Annotated in this window: 19 protein-coding genes; 14 read left to right on the top strand and 5 right to left on the bottom strand. The window is 48.8% G+C overall.

Features of this window, described 5'->3' with window-relative positions; genetic code table 11:
* Window positions 1-144 precede the first annotated feature (144 nt).
* A complete protein-coding gene (locus NE473_RS25150) occupies window positions 145-1,164 on the bottom strand; it encodes an ROK family protein (protein WP_172682286.1) in 1,020 nt (339 codons plus the stop codon).
* 330 nt (window positions 1,165-1,494) lie between these two features.
* Here NE473_RS25150 and NE473_RS25145 point away from each other — a divergent pair, with 330 nt between their 5' ends.
* The 3 genes from NE473_RS25145 (at window position 1,495) to NE473_RS25135 (ending at window position 8,584) form a co-directional block, all read left to right on the top strand.
* Complete coding sequence (locus tag NE473_RS25145) at window positions 1,495-4,731, top strand: UvrD-helicase domain-containing protein (RefSeq protein ID WP_055651520.1); 3,237 nt, start codon at window positions 1,495-1,497, stop codon at window positions 4,729-4,731.
* 234 nt (window positions 4,732-4,965) lie between these two features.
* Complete coding sequence (locus NE473_RS25140) at window positions 4,966-7,971, top strand: 3'-5' exonuclease (protein ID WP_055651514.1); 3,006 nt, start codon at window positions 4,966-4,968, stop codon at window positions 7,969-7,971.
* Window positions 7,943-8,584 (top strand): hypothetical protein, encoded by a 642-nt coding sequence (locus NE473_RS25135; RefSeq protein ID WP_242866219.1) that lies wholly within the window; start codon window positions 7,943-7,945, stop codon window positions 8,582-8,584. The genes NE473_RS25140 and NE473_RS25135 overlap by 29 nt, the downstream gene beginning before the upstream one ends.
* Here NE473_RS25135 and NE473_RS25130 read toward each other — a convergent pair.
* Window positions 8,573-8,878, bottom strand: a complete 306-nt coding sequence (locus tag NE473_RS25130; protein ID WP_055651513.1) for an AzlD domain-containing protein — start codon at window positions 8,876-8,878, stop codon at window positions 8,573-8,575. The two genes, NE473_RS25135 and NE473_RS25130, sit on opposite strands and share 12 nt — an antisense overlap.
* Window positions 8,871-9,593, bottom strand: coding sequence for an AzlC family ABC transporter permease (locus NE473_RS25125; protein ID WP_055651512.1), 723 nt, complete (start codon window positions 9,591-9,593; stop codon window positions 8,871-8,873). The genes NE473_RS25130 and NE473_RS25125 overlap by 8 nt, the downstream gene beginning before the upstream one ends.
* Window positions 9,594-9,760: 167 nt before the next feature.
* Here NE473_RS25125 and NE473_RS25120 point away from each other — a divergent pair, with 167 nt between their 5' ends.
* The 6 genes from NE473_RS25120 (at window position 9,761) to NE473_RS25095 (ending at window position 15,137) form a co-directional block, all read left to right on the top strand.
* Window positions 9,761-10,138: a hypothetical protein gene (locus NE473_RS25120; RefSeq protein ID WP_022033191.1), complete on the top strand. Its 378-nt coding sequence runs from the start codon at window positions 9,761-9,763 to the stop codon at window positions 10,136-10,138.
* A 76-nt stretch (window positions 10,139-10,214) separates the two neighbouring features.
* Window positions 10,215-10,715, top strand: coding sequence for an RNA polymerase sigma factor (locus tag NE473_RS25115; protein WP_022033192.1), 501 nt, complete (start codon window positions 10,215-10,217; stop codon window positions 10,713-10,715).
* A complete protein-coding gene (locus NE473_RS25110; RefSeq protein WP_055651511.1) occupies window positions 10,702-11,721 on the top strand; it encodes a hypothetical protein in 1,020 nt (339 codons plus the stop codon). Before NE473_RS25115 ends, NE473_RS25110 begins: the two co-directional genes overlap by 14 nt.
* 41 nt (window positions 11,722-11,762) lie before the next feature.
* Entirely contained in the window at window positions 11,763-12,245 is a 483-nt protein-coding gene (locus tag NE473_RS25105; RefSeq protein WP_039891345.1) for an NUDIX hydrolase, read from the top strand.
* 391 nt (window positions 12,246-12,636) lie between these two features.
* Window positions 12,637-14,559, top strand: a complete 1,923-nt coding sequence (locus tag NE473_RS25100; RefSeq protein ID WP_055651510.1) for an endonuclease MutS2 — start codon at window positions 12,637-12,639, stop codon at window positions 14,557-14,559.
* The gene (locus tag NE473_RS25095; RefSeq protein WP_081034987.1) at window positions 14,559-15,137 is read left to right on the top strand and encodes an HD domain-containing protein; all 579 of its coding nucleotides are present in this window, start codon (window positions 14,559-14,561) and stop codon (window positions 15,135-15,137) included. The genes NE473_RS25100 and NE473_RS25095 overlap by 1 nt, the downstream gene beginning before the upstream one ends.
* On the opposite strand, the gene NE473_RS25090 is transcribed toward NE473_RS25095, so the two are convergent.
* Window positions 15,130-15,696 carry a ferritin-like domain-containing protein gene (locus NE473_RS25090; protein WP_022033195.1) on the bottom strand — a complete coding sequence of 189 codons (567 nt, stop codon included), beginning with the start codon at window positions 15,694-15,696 and terminating at the stop codon, window positions 15,130-15,132. The two genes, NE473_RS25095 and NE473_RS25090, sit on opposite strands and share 8 nt — an antisense overlap.
* A gap of 98 nt (window positions 15,697-15,794) precedes the next feature.
* Between NE473_RS25090 and NE473_RS25085 the strand changes: the two genes are divergently transcribed.
* The 5 genes from NE473_RS25085 (at window position 15,795) to NE473_RS25065 (ending at window position 21,186) form a co-directional block, all read left to right on the top strand.
* Window positions 15,795-16,361, top strand: coding sequence for an NUDIX hydrolase (locus NE473_RS25085; protein WP_022033196.1), 567 nt, complete (start codon window positions 15,795-15,797; stop codon window positions 16,359-16,361).
* 114 nt (window positions 16,362-16,475) lie between these two features.
* On the top strand, window positions 16,476-16,811 hold the full coding sequence (locus NE473_RS25080) for a cyclic-di-AMP receptor (RefSeq protein ID WP_002600650.1): 336 nt from the start codon (window positions 16,476-16,478) through the stop codon (window positions 16,809-16,811).
* A 219-nt stretch (window positions 16,812-17,030) separates the two neighbouring features.
* Window positions 17,031-18,302 (top strand): collagen-like domain-containing protein, encoded by a 1,272-nt coding sequence (locus NE473_RS25075; protein ID WP_502802850.1) that lies wholly within the window; start codon window positions 17,031-17,033, stop codon window positions 18,300-18,302.
* A gap of 604 nt (window positions 18,303-18,906) precedes the next feature.
* Window positions 18,907-19,926, top strand: a complete 1,020-nt coding sequence (locus NE473_RS25070; protein WP_055651508.1) for a spore surface glycoprotein BclB — start codon at window positions 18,907-18,909, stop codon at window positions 19,924-19,926.
* Window positions 19,927-20,052: 126 nt separating this feature from the next.
* Window positions 20,053-21,186: a tetratricopeptide repeat-containing glycosyltransferase family 2 protein gene (locus tag NE473_RS25065; RefSeq protein WP_055651507.1), complete on the top strand. Its 1,134-nt coding sequence runs from the start codon at window positions 20,053-20,055 to the stop codon at window positions 21,184-21,186.
* 7 nt (window positions 21,187-21,193) lie between these two features.
* Here NE473_RS25065 and NE473_RS25060 read toward each other — a convergent pair whose 3' ends face one another.
* Window positions 21,194-21,817 (bottom strand): DUF47 domain-containing protein, encoded by a 624-nt coding sequence (locus tag NE473_RS25060; protein WP_022032847.1) that lies wholly within the window; start codon window positions 21,815-21,817, stop codon window positions 21,194-21,196.
* Between the last annotated feature and the right edge of the window lie 66 nt (window positions 21,818-21,883).

The following is a 21,883-nucleotide window of genomic DNA, read 5'->3' as shown; positions in this document are numbered from 1 at the left end:
AGAGGCTATTATGATTTAGCCACAGCCTATCAGTCCGTGCACGTCAACCGTTGAAACCGCCGTGTACCGAACGGTATGCACGGTGGTGTGAGAGGACGGGAGTTAATCACTCCCTCCTACTCGATTGACAGGAGATGTATTGAATTATACATTTTCTTCCAGCAGCTTTGGCAGACAGTTGGAAAATGCGATTGCAGCGGCCCCGACGATGCCAGTGCTGTCGCTGATGGTCGGCATGATATGTGTTTCAGGTCCCAGAATGGCAGGCGTTCTGAGGGCTTCCAGACCCTTTTCCAGTTTAGTAAACAGTTCCTTTCCTAAAAAATTCGTGGTAAGACCTGCGAGCACAAAATCTGAAATATCGAGAGTATAGCTTAGATTATTTACCAGCGGAATCAAATAATAGCTGAGGTACTGGCAGATCTTTTCCCTTTTCCGGTCATCACATGTTTCTTTATAGCGTATGTCAAAATCAAATTGTTTTTGCAGTGTTTCCAGACATACATTCTTTTCCACCCGCAGGTCTTCCGGAGATACCGCAGATGAAGGTTTCGGAAGGACAAGAATGGAGTTACTGATATCACCTGCAAAATTATTAGCCCCGTGCCAGATTTCACCGTCAATAATAATGCCACTTCCGAAGCCGCTTCCCAAAGACAGATAGATAAGATTGCCATTGTGGGATCGGTTCCTAAGAAGAATTTCTCCAAGTGATGCGGCGTTAATATCATTTTCTATAAACAGAGGGAACTCTTTTAATTCCTTGAAAGCTGGAAAGAGATCATAAAATTCTATAAAGAACTGGTAATTCTTTTTCATAATCTTTTTATTCAGATAGTCGACTATTCCAGGTAAACCGAATCCAATCCCTAAAATTTCTGTTGTTGGATGCTGGGAACATAAGTAGCGAACAGTATCTACAAGCATATAAGAAAGGGACGAGAAATGGTCTTCCGATACTTTCAGGGAATTAAGGGGAAATGCTTTCTGGTCAATAATTGAGTAGGCCAAATTGATCAGTCCAACATGCAGATAGTTTCCCTCAAAATAGATACCAATGGTACTGTACGAATCTTCATTTAGCTGAAGCAGCTGACTCTTTCTGCCCAGACCACTGTCTGAAAGAGTCAATGCATCCGGCTTATCAATAAGAATCTGTTTCATACGTAAAAAATCCACGATTTTTAAAACAGTAGGAAGACTGATGCCGGTCAATTTGGAAACGTCTGCACGGGTAAGCTCTTTATGTTCTAAAAAAAGATCCAGCACAGTGGTGCGATTTTGTTTCTTTAAATATGTAGGAATATAGGCTTTCATTCGATTATCCACGCCTTTATCATAGAATAGTTTTATTGTATCAAAGATCGCCATGTTTTGCCAGTGTTATTTTACACGCTTCTGTTTCATGGGAACTTCTACCATGAAACCTTCTTGCGCCGTCCGCCAAAGAAGGCTATAATATACCATATATTGATAAGAAGCAGGTGAAAAATGATGTATATTGCGGATTTACATATTCATTCCAGATATTCGAGAGCAACGAGCAGGGACTGCACACCGGAATACCTGGATTTATGGGCCAGGAGAAAAGGGATTTCCATTGTCGGCACCGGAGACTTTACCCATCCGGCCTGGCGCAAGGAGCTGGAGGAGAAGCTGGAGCCGGCGGAGGATGGGCTTTACGTGCTGAAAGAGGAATACCGGATTAAGGATGAGACGGTGGGGGCTTCGGTTACGCCGCGCTTTGTGATTACTGGAGAAATCAGTTCGATCTACAAGAAACATGACAGGGTTAGAAAGGTACATAGCGTGATTCTTCTGCCAGGACTGGAGGCGGCTGAGTGTCTGTCACGAAAGCTGGAGACAATCGGCAATATTCACTCCGATGGGCGCCCGATTCTGGGGCTGGACTGCCATGATCTGTTGGAAATCATGCTGGAACTCAACTCGGAATCCATCTACATCCCGGCGCATATCTGGACTCCGCATTTCTCCCTGTTTGGTGCATTTTCAGGGTTTGACACGGTAGAGGAATGCTATGAGGATTTGACACCGTATATTCATGCCATGGAAACGGGACTTTCCTCTGATCCGCCCATGAACTGGCGCCTTTCCGCGCTGGACAGCTATCAGCTGGTATCGAATTCCGACGCTCATTCTCCGGCAAAGCTGGGCAGGGAAGCTAATTTGCTCGATATGGAGCTGTCCTATCAAGGACTTCAGAAGGCGATACAGACAGGCGAGGGATTGGCAGGAACCATCGAATTCTTCCCGGAAGAAGGGAAGTATCATTATGACGGCCATCGAAAATGCCATCTTTGCTTAAGCCCTCTGGAAGCAGAAAAATACTCCGGGAAATGCCCTGTCTGTGGTCGGAAGCTGACGATAGGCGTATCGCATCGCGTGGAGCAGCTGGCTGACCGGGAAGAAGGTTTCGTGCTGCCGGGAGCGAAGGCATTCGAAAGTCTGGTTCCGCTGCCGGAGGTGATTGCTGCTTCCACCGGACATTCGGCGGCCAGCCGGAAGGTGGAAAACCAGTACCGTGACATGCTTTCCGCGCTGGGCTCCGAATTTGCGATCTTAAGGGAGCTTCCGATCGAAGATATCCGGAAAGTTTCCGGCCGTCTGACGGCGGAAGGAATCCGCAGGCTGCGTGAAGGAAAAGTAGAGCGCCTCCCGGGATACGACGGAGAATACGGTACCATCCGTTTATTTGACCAGATGGAGCGGGAGGAAATCGATGGACAGCTCAGTCTCTTTACAGGTGCCGAGATGGCGGAACTGTCGCACATGGAGACGGCTGCCGCGGTTGTTGCCGATTGCACTGCCGCTGCTGTTGCCGCTGATTCCGCCGCCGTTGCTGTCCGCACTGCAGCGGCAGAAGGTGCGATCCATGGGAAAGAAGCGGAGCCGGAATCAGACCAGCCGGCTCCCGGCCTGAATTTACAGCAGGAAGCCGCAGTGACAGCTATTGGGCGTGCCATAAATGTTGTTGCAGGGCCTGGAACCGGAAAGACAAAAACACTGGTATCCCATGCCTTTCATCTTCTGAAGGAAAGAGGGGTAAAGCCGACGGAACTGACCGCAGTTACATTCACCAATCAGGCAGCCAGGGAGATGCACAGCCGTCTGGAAGGGCAGTTGGGTGGAAAACGTTTTGTGAGCCGTATGAGAATCGGCACGTTCCATTCGATCTGCTACGATTTACTGAAAATATCAGGAATGGAATTTACACTGGCTGATGAAGTGGAGATGAAGGATACCGCAGAGGAGATTATTGCAGAAATGCAGCTGAATCTGTCCGCCAGACAGTTTCTGCGGCAGATCTCCGCAGAGAAATGCGGACTGGAGAAACAAACAGAGACATGCCCGAAAGAGGCGTATGAGGCATATCAGAAAAGGCTGAAGGAGCAGGGGATTTTGGATTTTGACGATCTGCTTCTGGAAACACTCCATCTTTTCGAAGAGGACGGAAAGAATAAAACGCTTCGTCAGGGATTTTCTTATTTGCTGGTAGATGAATTTCAGGATATCAGCCCGGTGCAGTACCGGTTGATCCGGGAATGGAATAAGGGAGGGAGAGAGCTGTTTGTCATCGGTGATCCTGATCAGGCGATCTATTCGTTCCGGGGATCTGACGAAAGATGCTTCGAAAAGCTAAAAGAAGACTGGCCGAACGTGACCACGATCTGTCTGGAACAGAATTACCGCTCTACACCGCAGATATTAGATGCAGCCTCCAATGTCATTTCACAAAACAGGGGACAGAAGCGGAGGCTGATTCCGCAGAAACGGAAAGGTGTCCCGGTGCGTCTGGTGACAGCAGCCGGTGAGATGTCAGAGGATATCTTTGCGGCAAAAGAGATTAACCGGCTGATCGGTGGTATCGATATGCTGGATGCACAGGGGCATCAGGAAATGGGAGATGGGCACAGAGTAAGAAGTTTCTCAGAGATTGCCGTACTGTACCGTACCAACAGGCAGGCGGAGCTGCTGGAAACATGCCTGAAAAAAGAAGGAATTCCTTACGTGGTTGCCGGCAGGGAAGATTTCCTGCTGGTGCCGGCTGTGCGGGGAACCATCTGCTTTTTCAAGGCACTTTTAAATCCGGAGGATCGGGCGGCGCGCCGTCTCAGCCTGAAGCTGTTGTGGAAGCTGCCGGAGGATGGCATATCCGAAGGGATTTTCGATGGGATGGCGGAGACATACCGGAAGAAGATAAAAAGGGAAAAGCCGCAGAAGGTTCTGGAGGCCTGGATTTCGGACATGAACCTGCAGGAAGAAGAGGGGGTGGCTAAGCTGGCCGCCATGTCGGTTTTCTATAAGAATATGCAGGAATTTCTGGATAATCTGACCTTTGGACAGGAAAGCGATTTAAAGCGGTGCGGAGGCAAAACGTATACTTCCGATTCTGTAACTCTTATGACTCTTCACGGATCAAAAGGCCTGGAATTTCCAGTGGTTCTGATGTGCGGAGTCAGAAAAGGGCTGATACCGCTGGAGAGCGGCAGGCAGGAGATCGATGAGGCTGAAGAGAGGCGGCTGTTCTATGTCGGCATGACCCGGGCAAAGGAAGAACTGATTTTGATCACATCGCAGGAAGCATCCCCGTTTTTAAAGGATATTCCGGAGGACGTGACAGAACGGGAAAATGCAGGAAAACAGCGCGATCCGGGTATGGGAAAACAGATGAGTCTGTTTGATTTTAATACCTTCTCGGAAGGTCATTAGAGGTGGCTCCTGATCCGCCTGGACGGACAGTGCTGCGTACAAAGCGGATCAGGAATCACAGGAGCGCTGTCTCTTAGATATAAGAAATGCCCTGACATCTCTCAGGGCACATTTCATTATCCATTATACATAATTTTTTATTACAAGTCTACCATTTTTTCTTTTTTTTGCTAAGATAGTAGTGGACAGTAACGTAGGCTGTGAACCATAGCACGGAAAAGAAGGGAGACAGGCATGAATCAGTCACAGACAAAGCGTATACCGGGAGTCACCCTGGAGGAAGAAAGAAGGACGCTTTCAGAAATCCTTGCCATTGCAGACAGGAATTTAAAACAGGTAAAATCGTCTGTTCAGAACCTTGCAGATGAGCTGCATGAACTGAAAGAAATCTACGATGCGGAGGATAAAGAAGGGTTGGCGCTGTGGTTTAATACCGACGCCAGGTTCCAGCAGGTCCGGCAGGAACTGCTCCGTATGGAGCGATGCAGAAAAAAACCGTATTTCGGAAGAATTGATTTTACTGATTCCAGTTTGTTAAAGAAAGAGTGCTACTACATTGGAAAGGCGGCGATTACAAAAGACGCTGCGGAGCTGGTCGTAATCGACTGGAGAGCGCCGATCGCATCGGTTTACTATGAAGGTTCGCCTGGACCATGTACGTATTCGGTAAAGGGAGAAGGTGCATTTGAGATTGATCTCTCCAGGAAACGCACCTATGAAATCGAACAGGACGAACTGAAGGACTTTTATGATTCCGACGTCGTGGCCAATGATGAACTGCTGACCAAATATCTTGCCAAAAACAAACGGACGGTTTTAAATGATATTATTGCAACGATTCAGCAGGAGCAGAATGAGATCATCCGTAAGAGACCGCAGCATAATGTCATTGTACAGGGAGGAGCCGGTTCCGGTAAGACTACTGTGGCCATGCACCGCATTTCCTATATTCTTTACAACTATGATCTGGAATTTCAGCCAAAGGATTTCTACATTATTGGAAGCAACCGGATTCTTTTGAACTATATCACTGGGATTCTGCCGGATCTGGATGTTTACGGGGTTTCACAGATGACGATGGAACAGCTTTTTACACGTCTTCTGTATGAGGACTGGGATGATCAGAAGTATACCATAAAAAAACTGGATCGGGAGAATAAAACAGCCTGTATAAAGGGCAACTATTCCTGGTTTCATGATCTGGAAGATTTTTGCCGGCGTTATGAGTGGAGTCATATTCCGAGGGAAGATGTCTATACAGAGAAAACGCACCATCTGCTGATGAGCAGGAGTTCAATTGAAGAGCTGCTTCATAAGTTTGATTTCCTGTCGCTTCCTGATAAGCTGGACAAACTGACGGAACATCTTATGGCAAAGCTGGAGAATGAGATATACGGAAGATACTATACGTATCCGCCGGAAGAACAGAAGGCTCTTCTTAAGTATTATCAGACCTATTTTGGAAAACGGGAGTGGAAGGGTTCTGTTTTTGAACTGTATGACAGCTTCCTGACAGAGCAAAATAATAAGGGGAATCAGATTCCCTTACCCGGTCATGCGTTTGATCTCTATGATTTGGCGGCGCTGGCATATCTGTACAAACGAATCAAGGAGACAGAAGTCATCCAGGAGGCAAGCCATGTGGTGATCGATGAGGCTCAGGACTTTGGCATGATGGCCTACGGCGCATTAAAGTACTGTCTTAGTAAATGCACGTACACCATTATGGGAGACGTATCTCAGAATATCTATTTTGACTATGGCCTGACAGACTGGGAGGAGCTCCGGAGCCTGATGCTTCCTGGAGAATTTGATTATTTCGGCCTGCTGAGAAAAAGCTACCGCAATACAGTGGAGATCTCTGATTTTGCAACGAACATCCTGCAGCACGGAAATTTCCCAATCTATCCGGTTGAACCGATTATCCGTCACGGAAATGAAGTCCGAAAGTCAGCGTGTAAGGATGAGGAACAGCTGATTCTCGAGACTGCGAAGACTGTCTTACAATGGCAGAAGAATGGATATGAAACAATTGCGGTAATTTGCAGAGACGAAGAGGAGGAACGCAGAGTATCGAAAGAACTCAGGAAAAGAGCAGCAATCCGGGAATTTGATGCAGAGACAGAAGAGTTTGGAAGCGGAGTCATGGTTCTTCCGATTGAGTATGCGAAAGGTCTGGAATTTGATGCGGTTCTTCTTTTTAATGCCAGTGACAGGAACTATCCGGCAGAGGATGGCTTTGCAAGGCTGCTGTATGTGGCGGCTACGAGAGCGCTTCATGAACTGGCGGTGCTTTACACCGGAAAGCTGACAGACTTGATTGCTGTCACCGTATCGGAGGAAAAGAAGCAAAAATACGTTGTGGTGCGGCAGGAGCAGCCAGTCAGGCGCTTGCGTGAGGAGAAACCTAAAACCAACAGGGAGCTGGAACTGGAGCGGGTATCCCACGGGAAATTTGAGATGGAGCTCCGCAACCGGATTGGACCGAAGAGAATCGTTGTTCAGAATTCCATAGACGAGAAGCGGGCAGAGAAGATGAAAAACACTGCAAACCGTATAGAAAAATCTGAATTTGGAGGGATTCCGGACACGAATAGTCTGAGACCTTTGGGACATTCCCGGTTAAATCCTGAGGTTCGCTGGGTGACCGGCCATAGAGACTGTCTGGAGCTGACAAATGCTTTCGGGGTACTTCGGATTACTCCGGTATCCGAGAACACGGTTCGTATCAGCTTTGCAGGGGAGGCGCCGGATCATCTTCCTGATATACCGTCAGAGATTGAAACGGCATCCAGAGTAAAATGGAACTACAGGGAAGACAAAAGCAGGGTAGAAGTAAGGTTTGGAAAACTGCTTTTGCGTATTGATAAGAAAACAGGCGGGATTTCCTTCTACACAGATAAAGAAACGCTACTTCTCAGTGAAAGTCCCTCGCTGCCGAGGCAGATTTCCAGTTCTCCGAAAAATCAGACATGGACTTATTTTGACTGGTCTAAAAAAGAGGTTTTAAAGGCAAGAGGAGCCGTCGATCAGCAGTGGCTTGATCTGAAAACAACAGCAAAATACATTTCATTCGGTGCAAAATCAAAGCGGCCGGCCTGCATTCTGTCCAACCGCGGATATCAGATATTGATTCCGGGAGGCAGACGGGTTATGTGCTGTACGATACCGATGTATGGATTGTATGTATACACGGAAGGGGAGGTGCAGATTGATTATTTCTTCAGAACGGCATTGTAAAGCTTCGTCAGATCATCACAACCGCCGGCCCATGCGGGAGCGTCCAACCCTGGAACGAATGAATATCCCCATTGCTGCACTGCTGAAAAGTCCGTCCGTTCGGGACGCTGTTCATTCTATCTGCCGGACTCAGTGCGTGGATGACAGATTTCTTGCCGGTGCCGCCGTCACGTTTCGTCAGTTATCACTTCTGTCTCCCGATACACGGATACCTGGTGAGACGCTGAAACTGATTTTTGAATTTCTGGCAGAAGAAGACCGGAAACATCCTGTGTTTCTGGAAGAGAGATACCCATACCTAAAGCAGTCTTCCTGGTCGCTGAACATGAGTGAGATCAGTTATATGAAGGTGTCGGCGGAACGGCAGGGGGAGTATCTGTTCTCCATACGAGCCATTCAGAAGGAGATTGATCCGGTGTCGGAACAGCCGTACCTGATGCTTTTCCCGGAATACTCCGGGGAACGCAGCGGCTGTTCCAATGGGGAAGGAGAAAGGACAGAAGAATCGATAAAAGTAAGCTTTGATGATGAATATCACATGCAGGAATTCATGAAAAACATTATTTTGAATGGCCGGGCTGAGCTTTTTAGACGGCCGGCTTTACAGAAATAATTCTGTCAGGAATACGGCCGTGCATGCAGCCAGCGAGACGATAAACAGACTTTTTCCTTTATAAGCCAGGAAAATAGCAATGACCAGGGCTGTTACGGCGGACCAGATACTTGCCGTGGCAGTTAAGATTGCCGGGAAGGTCATGACCGACAGTGTCACATACGGCACATAATATAAAAATGAGCGGATATAAGTGTTTTTAATTTCTTTTCTTATGAGGGTCAGTGGGAGCACACGAATCAGATAGGTGACTCCCGCCATGACAAGTATATATAAGTAAATACGGTTATTCATGCTGTTCCTCCCCTGGTTCTTTTACCGGAAATAAATAAGCGGCCGCCCCTGCGATCAGAAGCGTCAGAATGATGATTTTAAATCCCGATGAGATCGTGTTTAAAACCGGTGTCACTGCAGCGATCAGGCTGCATACCATGGATACCAGGATAACTCCGGACAGAATCCGGTTTCCCTTAGCCGGAGGAATAATGACAGCCAGAAACATGCCATATAAAGCAACATTTAAAGCACTCAAAATCCGGGGAGGCAGGAAATCACCGGAAACTGCACCGAGAAGCGTACCCAGAGTCCATCCCGGCACGGCAGCGGCAATCAGGCCATAGCTGAAGAATGGATTCAGCCTTCCGGGTCTGCAGACGGAGACCCCGAAAATCTCATCGGTAACACCGTATCCAATCAGGAAACGGTGAAAAAATGGCGTTTTATCGTCCAGCTTCTGGGAAAGAGAGCAGGACATGAGGCAATAACGCAGATTGATGATAAATTGTGCTGCCGCCATTTCCATAAACGGCGCTTTCGCAACGATAATTCCCAGCGCTGCGAATTGCCCCGCTGATGTGAGATTCGTAAAGGACATGACGACGGCCTGCCACGGAGAAAGACCGGCGCCGGAGGCCATGATGCCGAAAGTAAAGGACACTGCAAAGTATCCGAGACAGATGGGAATTCCGTCTTTTAAACCATTTTTCCATTGAATCGCGTTCGTATTCATTTTCATAACCTTCAATTCTTATATTCTTTTGTTTTTCCAGACAGTTCCTAAAAAATATACCACGAAACTTTACATCAGTAAAGCAAATGTTTATAATGAAAACACTGAACTTTCGGCCGGAGCAGGGATCTGATGTTTCGGACCGTTTGGAATGCAGGGAGGAAAAAATGAAAAAAATTCATATTACACTGTTCAGCGCGATTGTGCTGGTGATTATTGCGGCGGCATTATACGGAAGCCTGACAGGAAAGAACGATCCGCTGTTTGATCAGGGGACGAGAACCACGTTTTATGCAGAGACGATAGCTGGACATGAACCGGATATCAGTGCGGAAAATTATTTTTCCGGAGAGGACTATGATTTATCGAAATTCACATTTTCTATGAGCGGCTGTAACTGGGAGGAGAAGGGGATTTACCAGATTCCGGTATTCTATGACGGAAAAGAAACAAACTGTGTGATCTCTCTGGAAGTGACCGGGCCGGCGGGAGATGTTCCAGAGACAAAAGAAGGGCTGAACGAGGATACGAGAATTACCAATTAATTATTTAAATTTTTTTCACCCGAAGTGTCACAAATATCCGCCGGAATTGTTTTATAGTCAGAAGGAGGGGATGGGCATGGAACAGGATGAGTTTACAACTGTATACAGGCAGTTTTACAGGCCGCTTTATGTCTATGCGCTGTCTCTTTCCGGCAACCGGGCGGATGCAGAGGATCTGGTGCAGTCCACATTTTTGAAAGCGCTGCTGTCTTATGAGGGAGGCGGGAGTCTGCGTTACTGGCTTACCAGGGTTTTGAAGAATGAGTATTTTAACCTGTGGAAGAAGCGTAACCGGCTGGTAGATGAGGGGCGCTTTGATTTCTCTCTTCTCAGGGAAGAAGATCATACCCTGGAGGGACTGATTCAGGATGAGGAGAGACGTCTTTTACTGGAAGCGATTATGAAGCTCCCGGTCCATTATAAGGAAGTACTGCTGGATTCGATCTATTTTCATTTGAGCGACGAGGAGATTGGGAAGTCCATGGGGATTACGAAGGAGAACGTTCGGCAGATCCGGTCACGCGCAAAGAAACAGGTCATGAGGTTATTGGAGGTGGAAGAACATGAAGGATTTTGATGAACTGGCAGATGGCTTGAATGAACTGCCGGATTGGAATGCCATGGAGGACACAGGTCTGGAAAAGCAGATCGAACGGCAGATTAACAGAAGAATTACGAGAATCAGCCTTCGCACACTCTTTGCAGTTATTATGGCGGCCGCGGTACTGCTGCTGATTATTAACCCGGTGATGAAGTTCTGCAGTTTTGATCCGCGCCCCTTGTTTACATCGGATGATGCAGCGTATGAGAATGAATTTACAAAGTACATGAGAATTTATTATGAGACAGCGCAGCCATATGTAACCGTGTATGATTCCAGCCTGAAGGATCTGGGTTTTGGACGTTATGCAATTGACATGGGGGTCATGGACACCAGCGGTCCCATCTATGTAGGGCTTCCTCCTAATGTCAGGCTGAATGTCAAGTGGGGAACGATTGGAGTCGAGGATCCCCAGCGCCTTACGACTGTAACCGCGAGCCGTTACGGCTATGGACTGATGAGCGAGGAGGATAAAGCTGCACTGATGGAAGAACTGGAGGAGCTTCCGGATTCCAGCATCATACATGTATCGCTCAGTGCAAGAGCGGAAAAACCGGTATCCGAAGTGATTGCTGCGCCTGTCCAGGTGAACTGGGTGGAGATTTATAGCGAAGACGGGGAGATCCGCGGCGGTCTCACGATCAGAAAGAGCATTCTGGGGGAAGGAGAACACGACCGTGTGGAGATGACAGATGAAGAGATAAAACAGGAGTATCTGGGGAATTTAGAATATCTGCTGTCCCAGCCGAAGCTGCTGAATGCTCTGGGACTTCGTATGGGAAGCGAAGGTCGGTATTTCCAGGCTCCAACAACGGTGGAACCGATAAAGGATTTGCTGGATCAGACCGCGAAGCAGGCAGTGCTGACCACGAAGAATTACTGTATTTCCGGAAAGAAGCAGGAGATTCTGGATTATTTAAACACCGTAGACTATACTTCTGTCATGGTAGACCGTGTACGTTTGTCAATTCTGGAACGATGAGGATCCAGAAGAATAATTTTTTAGAAGAGGTACCAAATTTCATGCCAAATACAAATTTTACAACCCTTTGCTATATTGAATGTGAGGACAGCTATCTGATGCTGCACCGGGTAAAAAAAGAAGGAGATATGAATCGCGATAAATGGCTGGGGGTAGGCGGTCATTTTGAAAAGGGGGAAAGTCCGGAGGAATGCCTGCTTCGGGAGGTGAGGGAAGAGACCGGACTTACCCTGTTAAGATGGCGTTTTCGCGGCCTTATAACGTTTGTCTCAGACTGTTTTCCGGAAGAGTATATGTGCCTGTATACGGCAGACCGCTATGAAGGAACCATCGGAGAATGCCGGGAAGGTTGCCTGGAGTGGATCAAAAAAGACAGAATTGGGGAATTGAATCTGTGGGAAGGCGATCTGATCTTTTTCAAATTGCTCCGGGACAACCAGCCGTTCTTTTCATTAAAGCTTTGCTATGAGGGGGAACGACTGACCGAGGCTGTACTGGATGGGAAACCGTTACGCGAATCGTAACCTGCTGGGCCGAAGATGGAAGGAAATTCCGTTGACATTTGCAGGGTGACATGATATAGTTACGATAAATAAAAATGATTGGAAGTGTGTGTTTGTTAATTGCATCTGAATATGGCGCATAGAAAGAGAATAGCGGGAACAGGAACAGTCTGAGAGAAGATTGATTTTGCAGGGCAGAATCTTCCTTCTATTTTGTGTACCTGTTTGGACCATAGAGATGTGAGCGGCAGTGATATACACGTAAAGAATGAATCGTTATCTGCAGGAACATAGACAGCTCTATGATCCTGCAGTTTTTTAGTGGTTTCATGACACAAAAAGCTCTCCCCTCTTTTTCTGATGCTGCCTGGCTTACTGATTAGTAATGGAATAAAAGACAGGAGAAAGAACAATGAACAACACATTTCATACATTAGAATTTGACCGTATAGTAAGACAACTGGAGGAACTGGCCTGCACAAAGTCGGCAAAAGAGAAGATACGAGACCTTGAGCCGTATCTGTACGAGGGCGATGTGAGGAAAAGCCAGAAAGATACGTCAGAAGCGAGACGGATCATAGAAAGTGCGGGGCTGCCGCCGATTGCCTCGATGGGTGACGTGGATGATATCTTAATCGTTATCGGACAGGACGGCTGTCTGACAGCCGAGCAGCTGGAATCGGTCGGTATGACGCTGACGGCGGTAAAACGTTTGAAGGACTTTTTGAGCCGGTGCAGATACTTGAATACAGGTCTGGCCTGTTATGATGAAGAACTGGATCCTTTGGAGCATGTGAGGGAACAGCTTGCGGAAGCTGTCAGAGGAGGCAGGGTTGAAGATGGAGCCAGCCGCCTGCTGAAGAGTCTGCGGCAGGATATGATTCGTATGGAGGAAAAGGTACGGGCTAAAGCGGATTCGATCTTAAAAAGCAAGAAGGTGTGTTTTGCAGATCATTACGTGACGAGCCGCAACGGTAAGATGTGCCTGCCTGTGAAAAAGGAATACCGGTCATCAGTGCCGGGAAGCGTGATTGATAAGTCTGCTACGGGAGCGACTCTGTTTATTGAACCGGAGGCGGTTGCCTCTTTGAATTCCGAACTGGAGCTGCTGAAGATTGAGGAAGAGAATGAAACGAGAAGAATTCTCTACGAACTGACAGCCATGATTGCGGAAAATCAGGAAGTTTTTGAAGCCGACAAAAGGCTGATTGAAAAACTGGACTTTATCTTTGCCAAAGGAAAGCTCAGTGCTGCCATGGACGCAAAAGAACCGCAGATTAACACGGAACGAAACATCCGAATCAAAAACGGAAGGCACCCGCTGATGCGTCGGGAAGAAGCGGTACCTTTAAGCTTCGAACTCGGAGAACGGGGGAAAGGTGTCGTGATTACAGGGCCGAATACAGGAGGCAAGACGGTGACGATGAAAACGGTTGGACTGTTCTGTATTATGGCGCAGTGCGGGCTCCATGTACCGTGTGAAGAAGCCGTTCTCTGTATGAATAATCTGGTGCTGTGTGATATTGGAGACGGGCAGAATCTCTCTGAGAATCTGTCCACGTTTTCCGCCCATATTACAAACGTACTTGATATTTTGAAGAAAGCAGGACCGGAGAGTCTGGTGCTTCTGGATGAACTCGGATCCGGTACGGATCCCGCGGAAGGGATGGGCATTGCGATTGCCATACTGGAGAGTCTGAGGCATTGCGGCTGCCTGTTCCTGGTTACGACCCATTACCCGGAAGTGAAGGGATATGCGGAGGCCGCCGATGGAATTGAGAATGCGAGAATGGCGTTTGACCGGGAGACTCTGCAGCCGCTTTACCGTCTGGTGCAGGGGGAAGCGGGAGAAAGCTGTGCTCTGTTTATTGCTAAAAAATTAGGCATGCCGGACGCCATGCTTTTAAGGGCGGAGCAGGCTGCCTATGGCAGTCTGAAACCGGAACGGCTCCAGGAGGAAGGCGGGGGCAAAAAGAGGAAAAACGTCATTCTTCCGAAAGGCCCGCGTATCCGGAAGCAGAAGGAGGAAAAGGGACACCAGAAGGAACTGGCTGTAAAATATGCGGTTGGTGACAGCGTCCTGGTGCTGCCGGATAAAAAGACGGGGATTGTATGCAGAACAGTAAACGAGAAGGGCGTTCTCCAGGTTCAGCTGCAGGACCGGAAGATCTGGATTAACCATAAACGGATAAAACTCCAGGTTGCAGCGGAAGAACTCTATCCGGAAGGCTACGATTTTTCCATTATTTTCGATACAGTGGAAAATCGAAAGAACCGGCATCAGATGGAGAAGAGGCATCAGGAGGGCGTAGAAATCAGAATGGAGGATGACTGATGGAGAATCAGCAGATGGGAGAGGAACGTCTCGACCAATATCTGAATTTTATAAAGGAGACAGAACTTTTAAAAAATGTACTTCGCACGGCGTGGGGGTCTACAGGGAGACAGGAGAGTACGGCGGAACACAGCTGGAGGCTGGCCCTCTTTGCCGCTCTGCTGTTGGGTGATTATCCTGAACTGGATGGAAAAAGGGTGCTTTTTATGTGTCTGATCCATGATCTGGGGGAACTGTACGACGGCGATATCTCTGCCGCTCTGCTGCCGGATGAGCAGCAGAAGCATGCCGGGGAGCTGCGGTCTGTGGAACGGTTGTTTTCATTTCTCCCGGAAAAGGAACGTGAGTATTTTATGGCGGTCTGGAGGGAGTATAATGAGAACAGTACTCCTGAGGCTCATCTGGTGAAGGCTCTTGATAAGGCGGAAACCATTTTGCAGCACAATCAGGGGATAAATCCCCCTGACTTTGATTATGAATTTAATTTGCAGTACGGCGCCTCCTATTTTAAGGAAGATGGGAGGATGGCCGCACTGCGTGCCAGACTGGATCAGGAAACAAAGAAACGTATTATGTAAGATCCGGGCAGGTCTGCTCCTGGGATTCGGCCGGAGCCGTTTCAGGCATGGAAAGCTCGGTCAAAAGGGAACGAAATATATGGACATGGAGTTCTTCATCCGCAATGATGCGGTTTAAAATGGCCCGGACGTGTCCGTCTTCAATCCATTCGGATTGGGCATGGTACTTGCGGAGGGCCTCCAGTTCCCCGGCGAGCGCATTGGTGAGCAGCGCGTTAATCTGAGTTGGATACTGATTGCATCCGGGGCACCAGTAATACATACGGCCTTTGTTATAGCTCCATAACCGCGGGTCGGTTCCCAGCTTCAATGCCAGTTCGCCGAAGATATCGAGATGATGCATTTCTACCACACTGATCCGGTTAAAGCATTCGGCGATTTCCTGATAATGCTCCCTGGTAATCAGGCTGTTATAAAAGTAAAGACTGACCGCGGTCATCTCGGAATTGCAGGAACCGATATTGGAAAGAATAGCGGCTGCATACTGGGGGTTTTTTCCGTCTACCTTAACGGGTGGGTATGGAGTATGATCTGAAAAGTGAAATGTTGTTATATCCATGAAATATCCTCGTTAAATAATGTCTTATTCCATATATAAGCAAAAAAAGACGAGGTATGACTGGAAAATAAAAAAAGTGGCAGCTGGAGGAAAAACGGATGGATTTACGGGAGGCGTTAAGGAATTACAAACCATTTAATGAACAGGAAGAAAAAGACAGGGAACAGATTCTGTATTTTCTGGAACGGGGAGATCTGGTGTATACGAGGGAAAGCAGAGATGCCCATATGACTGCCTCTGCATGGGTGACAAACCGTGCGCGCAGTAAGATTGTGATGGCATATCACAATATTTATGATTCATGGGCCTGGCTTGGCGGTCACGCGGATGGAGAAAAGAATCTGCTTCTGGTGGCTGAGAAAGAGGCGATGGAAGAGAGCGGGCTTCGCTTTGTGCGCCCTGTCATGGAAGACATCTTTTCCATTGAGATTCTGACTGTGTCCGGTCATATGAAGAATGGCAGCTATGTGCCGTCTCATCTTCATTTGAATGTGACCTATCTGCTGGAGGCGGATGAAGACGCAGTTCTGCATGAAAAAGAGGATGAAAACAGTGGAGTGCGCTGGTTTTTAACAGAAGATGGGATCAATGCATCAAAGGAACCATGGATGCAGACATGGATTTATCGAAAGCTTGCAGAAAAGATGAGCCGTCTGAACTGTTAGATATTAACAGAAAATTGATAATTATTTTGTGATTTGCTGTTTTATTTTTCCCGATTATGCTTTATAATAGAACCAGCTTATATATTTGCCAAGAAAGACAACGAGGTGATTGAGATGAAGATAGTTTATGCAATTGTCAGTTCCGATGATGGAAACCGTGTGACAGATGTACTGAATGAAAACAGCTTCAGCGTAACAAAATTGGCTACTACAGGCGGTTTTTTGAAGAAAGGCAACTCTACCCTGATGATTGGTACGAATGACGACAAGGTTGAGGAGGTAATTAATTTAATTAAGGATACCTGCGGAAAGAGACAGAAGATTACCTGTAATGTTCCGGCACCGAATATCGCATCGATATCAGCGGGATATATGATGATGCCAATGACGGTTGAACTTGGCGGAGCAACTATATTTGTAACGGACGTGGAGAGATTTGAAAAGATATGATGAAAAAAGGACTGCTGGTGACGGCGGTCCTTTTTGTCATTAAAGGATTACTTTCGGGAGCGGTATCACGGAACGGCAGCCATTGAACTCTTTACCTGAGTTGGACATAGAATAATAGTGGAAATAGAATTTAGGAGGTTTTATATGAATTATAGATATTATCCTATGGCGGGAGGTCCGTTTGGTATCCCCGGTTTCGGGAACAACATGCAGGAAGGGATGCAGGACCGTTTTAACGGACTGCAGACTCCCTGCGGTACGAATGATGCTAACAGTGCCGATTTGCAGAACGCTTCCCGCTGTGGAGGACAGTGTTGTAATAACAACAATAATTATGGCTGCTGTCGTCCGGTGCCCGGGCCACAGGGACCAAGGGGGCCACAGGGAATTCCGGGACTTCCAGGTCCACAGGGCCCGCAGGGATTTCCGGGGCCCAGAGGCCCGCAGGGAGCGACCGGTCCGCAGGGAGTACAAGGTTATCCGGGCCCGCAGGGGGTTCAGGGACCAAGAGGGTTTCAGGGAGCAACCGGCCCGCAGGGGCAAAGGGGGATAACAGGTCCACAGGGACCCCAGGGGGTAACCGGGCTCCAGGGGCTTCCAGGTGTTACAGGAGCAACAGGCGCGGCAGGAGTCATGGGGCCGATGGGGCCGACAGGAGCAAGAGGTGCAACCGGAGCAACTGGTATTACAGGAGCAGCAGGCCGGGATGGTGTTTCTCCCAGAATTACTGTAGCAGGAACCGTAACTGGAAATCCTGGTACGCAGGCCGGCGTTGATGAGACGTTCACGCAGGAAGGCGCACAGCTTCTGTTTACAATTCCGGCAGGTCCGACCGGCCCGACTGGAGCTGCGGGAGCGACTGGAGCCGCGGGGGCAACTGGCCCAACTGGAGCTGCGGGAGCAACCGGCCCAACTGGGGCTGCGGGAGTAACCGGTCCAACTGGGGCCGCTGGAGCAACTGGCCCAACCGGAGCCGCTGGAGTAACTGGGCCAACCGGGGCCGCCGGAGCGACTGGGGCAGATGGAGTAACTGGCCCAACCGGAGCAGATGGAGTAACTGGCCCAACCGGGGCCGCTGGAGCAACTGGCCCAACTGGAGCCGCTGGAGCAACTGGCCCAACTGGAGCCACGGGAGTAACTGGCCCGACTGGGGCAGATGGAGTAACTGGCCCAACCGGGGCGGATGGAGCAACTGGCCCAACCGGAGCCGCGGGAGTAACTGGCCCAACCGGGGCGGATGGAGCAACTGGCCCAACCGGAGCCGCCGGAGCAACTGGCCCGACCGGGGCAGATGGAGCAACTGGCCCAACCGGAGCCGCCGGAGCAACCGGCCCGACCGGAGCCGCCGGAGCGACTGGTCCAACTGGCCCAGCCGGATCAACTGTTACTTCACTGAATCTAACGGTGGATGCCGGTACCGGTGCGGTTACAGGAGGCAGTATAACATTAGACGACGGAACTACTGTTCCGATTACAGTGACGAGAACGTAAATCCGATTTTTGATGCAGGAACCATCGCACCAGCCGATCTGGTGGAGAAAGAGAAGCCCCATCATTTACAGTAATGTATCTTAAATACCTTAAGATGATCAGTGAGGATTGGAATCGTAACAGATAAATAATAAGGATACTTTTCTGTAAAAGTTAAAAGAACAAATAATAAAATCCCCGGAGAATATGATTGACTCAAAAAAAGTTTAACTTTTGGAGGTCAGCGTATCTTCGGGGATTTTGTATAAGGCTTACTGGCTCAGCAAAGCATGTTCACATCATCAGTTTTTTTACGTATTATGTTAGTATCAGGAGTTTCCTGCATCAGTTCACAGATCCGTTTATCATATTATATGGCACTCATTGCCAGAATTCGGAAAGAAGGAAAGATTATATGAATCATTACGAAAACAATTATTATCAAAATTCGCAGCCTGGACAGAGAAGGTTTTATCCATCAGGACAAACAGCACAGTCATCATACCGTCCCTCATGTCCGTACCCAACACCCTGTCCCCCGTCATGCCCTTCGCCCTGTCCCCCGCCCTGTCCTCCGCCCTGCCCCCCGCCGTGCCCTCCACAGACGTGCAGATGTTCCGTAAGAGTGGGAGATACCATCACTGGTGCGCCGGGGAGTCCTGCCAGTGTAACGAATGTGGGAACCGATCAGGACGCGGTTTTGGAATTCGTGATTCCACAGGGAAGCGAAGGTCCGCAGGGACCTGCCGGGCCGCAGGGGATAAAGGGAGAAACCGGTGCTGCCGGAGTCACAGGAGCCACCGGTGCTACGGGAGCAGCAGGTGCGTCAGATACGATTACCATACGCAGCACGATAACGGCTGAACCGGGAACCCCGGCTTCCGTAACAGATGTTGGCACAGGAAGTGATCACATTCTTGATTTTGTGATCCCGCGGGGATATACGGGAGCGGAAGGCGCTGCGGGAGCTACAGGAGCCACAGGTGCTGCCGGAGTCACAGGAGCCACCGGAGCGACCGGTGAGACCGGCGAGACCGGAGCGACAGGCCCTATGGGGGAGACGGGAGCCACCGGAGAAACCGGTCCGACGGGAGCCGCGGCCACTATCAGCATCGGAACCGTGATAACAGGAGAACCGGGGACCCAGGCGGAAGTCACTAACTCAGGAGATGAAAATGATGCCGTGTTTGATTTTGTGATTCCGCGCGGTGTAACAGGCGGCGGAGGCGCACCGGAGGTACTTGCCACGGTAGACACTTCCGGGCAGCAGACCATACCTGGCGGTCCCCTTGTGTTCTATGATACGCCTCTTGTATCAGGGACGTTTATCACACATCAGCCCGGCTCTTCCGATATTGATATCAGTCAGCCGGGGATTTACCAGGCAGTATTTCAGGGAACAGTTTCGGTCAATCCGGGGACCCAGATTCCGGCGTCACTGATGGTCCGCATGCTTCTAAATGGATACGATGTGATCGGATCGACAGTCCGTCACACCTTTTCAGCCTCGACGGAAGTTGCTACCTTGTCGTTCCACGTTCCGTTCCAGGTATCGGCCACCCCGTCAATCATTCAGGTCATTACAGATCAGGATGGATTTACTGTCGATGATTTATCCATGACGGTTCTTCGTCTTGGAGATTAAAGTATCAGTGAGGGATTCGCAAGAGAAATCTGCCGGGGCGGGGGACCGTTCCGGCAGATTTCTGCATATGATAATGGGAAAAGAATGACGGAATTCCGGTGACGGGAATCCGGGAAAGCAGTTGGTATGATAACGGTCAGCTTATGTATGATTGTACGAAATGAGGAGGATGTCCTGGCAAGGTGCCTTGACAGTGTAAGCAGCCTTGTTGATGAGATCATCATTGTGGATACGGGATCTCAGGATAAAACCAGGGAAATAGCCGCCAGATACACGGATCACGTTTATGACTTCACGTGGATCGATGATTTTGCCGCTGCCCGCAATTTTTCATTCTCAAAAGCTACTATGGATTACCAGATGTGGCTGGATGCGGATGATGTGATGGAGGAAGAGGACAGAGAGAAATTCCTTCAGATGAAGAATACATTAAATACCCGGCAGAAAGAGAACGCAGAGGACGGGCCGGATTCTGTACCCGACGTAATCATGCTTCCATATCATGTGGCGTTTGACAGCCATGGAAGGCCGGCCATGGCATATTACCGGGAACGTCTTCTGCGCAGGAAAAGTCATTTTATATGGCAGGGGGCTGTCCATGAAGTTATTGCACCGGCGGGAAAAATCATTCATGGCGATGCTGCCGTCTGTCACAGAAAGATTCATCCCTCAGATCCGGACCGCAACTTAAAAATCTATGAAAATATGGTGGACAGCGGCAGAAAACTGGAACCGAGGCATCAGTTTTACTATGGAAGAGAGTTGTATTACCACGCAAGGTATGAGGAAGCGGCCCGGATACTGGAAACTTTTCTTAAGGAAGGGAACGGTTGGGTGGAAAACAATATAAGCGCCTGTCTCAATCTTTCCGAGTGTTTTATGAAGCTTGGAAAATCGGAGGAAGCGCTGACTGCCCTGTTTGGGAGCTTTCGTTATGATGAGCCCCGTCCGGAAATCTGCTGTGCCATTGGAAAATGGTTTTTAGAGAGGGGAAATCAGGACCGGCGGTACTTAAAACAGGCAGTTTATTGGTATCTGCAGGCCAAAGGGCAGGTGACGGACGAAAAAAGCGGAGCTTTTGTAAATCCGGACTGTCACGATTTTATCCCGGATATCCAGCTTTGTGTCTGCTATGACCGTCTGGGAGAGAACGCGAAGGCTTTGGAATATCACGAAAAAGCCAAAGCGAAAAAGCCGGATAATCCGGCTGTTTTGTATAATGAGGAATATTTTGCAAAAAAGAAAGGCAGTACCGTGTAAACTGCCTTCAGCTGTTTTTCAGTATGACGAGTTCTACCGAATCGGCCACGTCCTCACACCTGTCACAGCATTTCTCGAAACGCTCGTAGATGGTAGTCCAGGCCAGCAGTGTGGCGGCTTCCGTCTGTTCTGTGTGAAGGCGGTGCATGGCTTCCGTGTAGAGTTTGTCACCGACCTCCTCTAAATGATTGATTTCGATGATTTTGTCTTTGATTGATTTCGATTTGCGAAAATTTGGAAACTCTTCCATCAGATCCAGCAGCGCATGGCAGCAGTCGGTTATAATTTTGGAAAATTCCAGGGCGTCCGGACGCAGGGTGCGAATGTTAAACATATAGAGGCGCAGAAGTACATCCTCGATGCTGTCCGTCACATCGTCGATGGCGCTGGTCAGACTGAGAATATCCTCACGCTCCAGGGGAGTGATAAACTCCCGGATCAGCTTTTCCATTGCCTGATGTTTGGTTAAATCCGCCTGGTGCTCCAGCTGATGCATGGCATCAATCTGTTCATCCAGTCCGGAAGAATCGAAGTGTTCCAGATCCCTGTGCAGCAGAGCGGCGGCTTCCATAGCGTAACGAACGCCCTCCTGAAACAGTTCGAAATATAAGTAATCGCGTTTTCCTGTCATTTTGCAGGCTCCTCTCTTATTATGCAGATTAAAATGATATCGCAGCGGGGCAAAGGTCTTGAATCA

The organism is Hungatella sp. SL.1.14 (assembly GCF_024460495.1).
Classification (GTDB): domain Bacteria; phylum Bacillota; class Clostridia; order Lachnospirales; family Lachnospiraceae; genus Hungatella; species Hungatella hathewayi.
The sequence above is the reverse complement of the archived record's forward strand: the minus strand, read 5'-3'. Positions and strand labels throughout refer to the sequence as shown.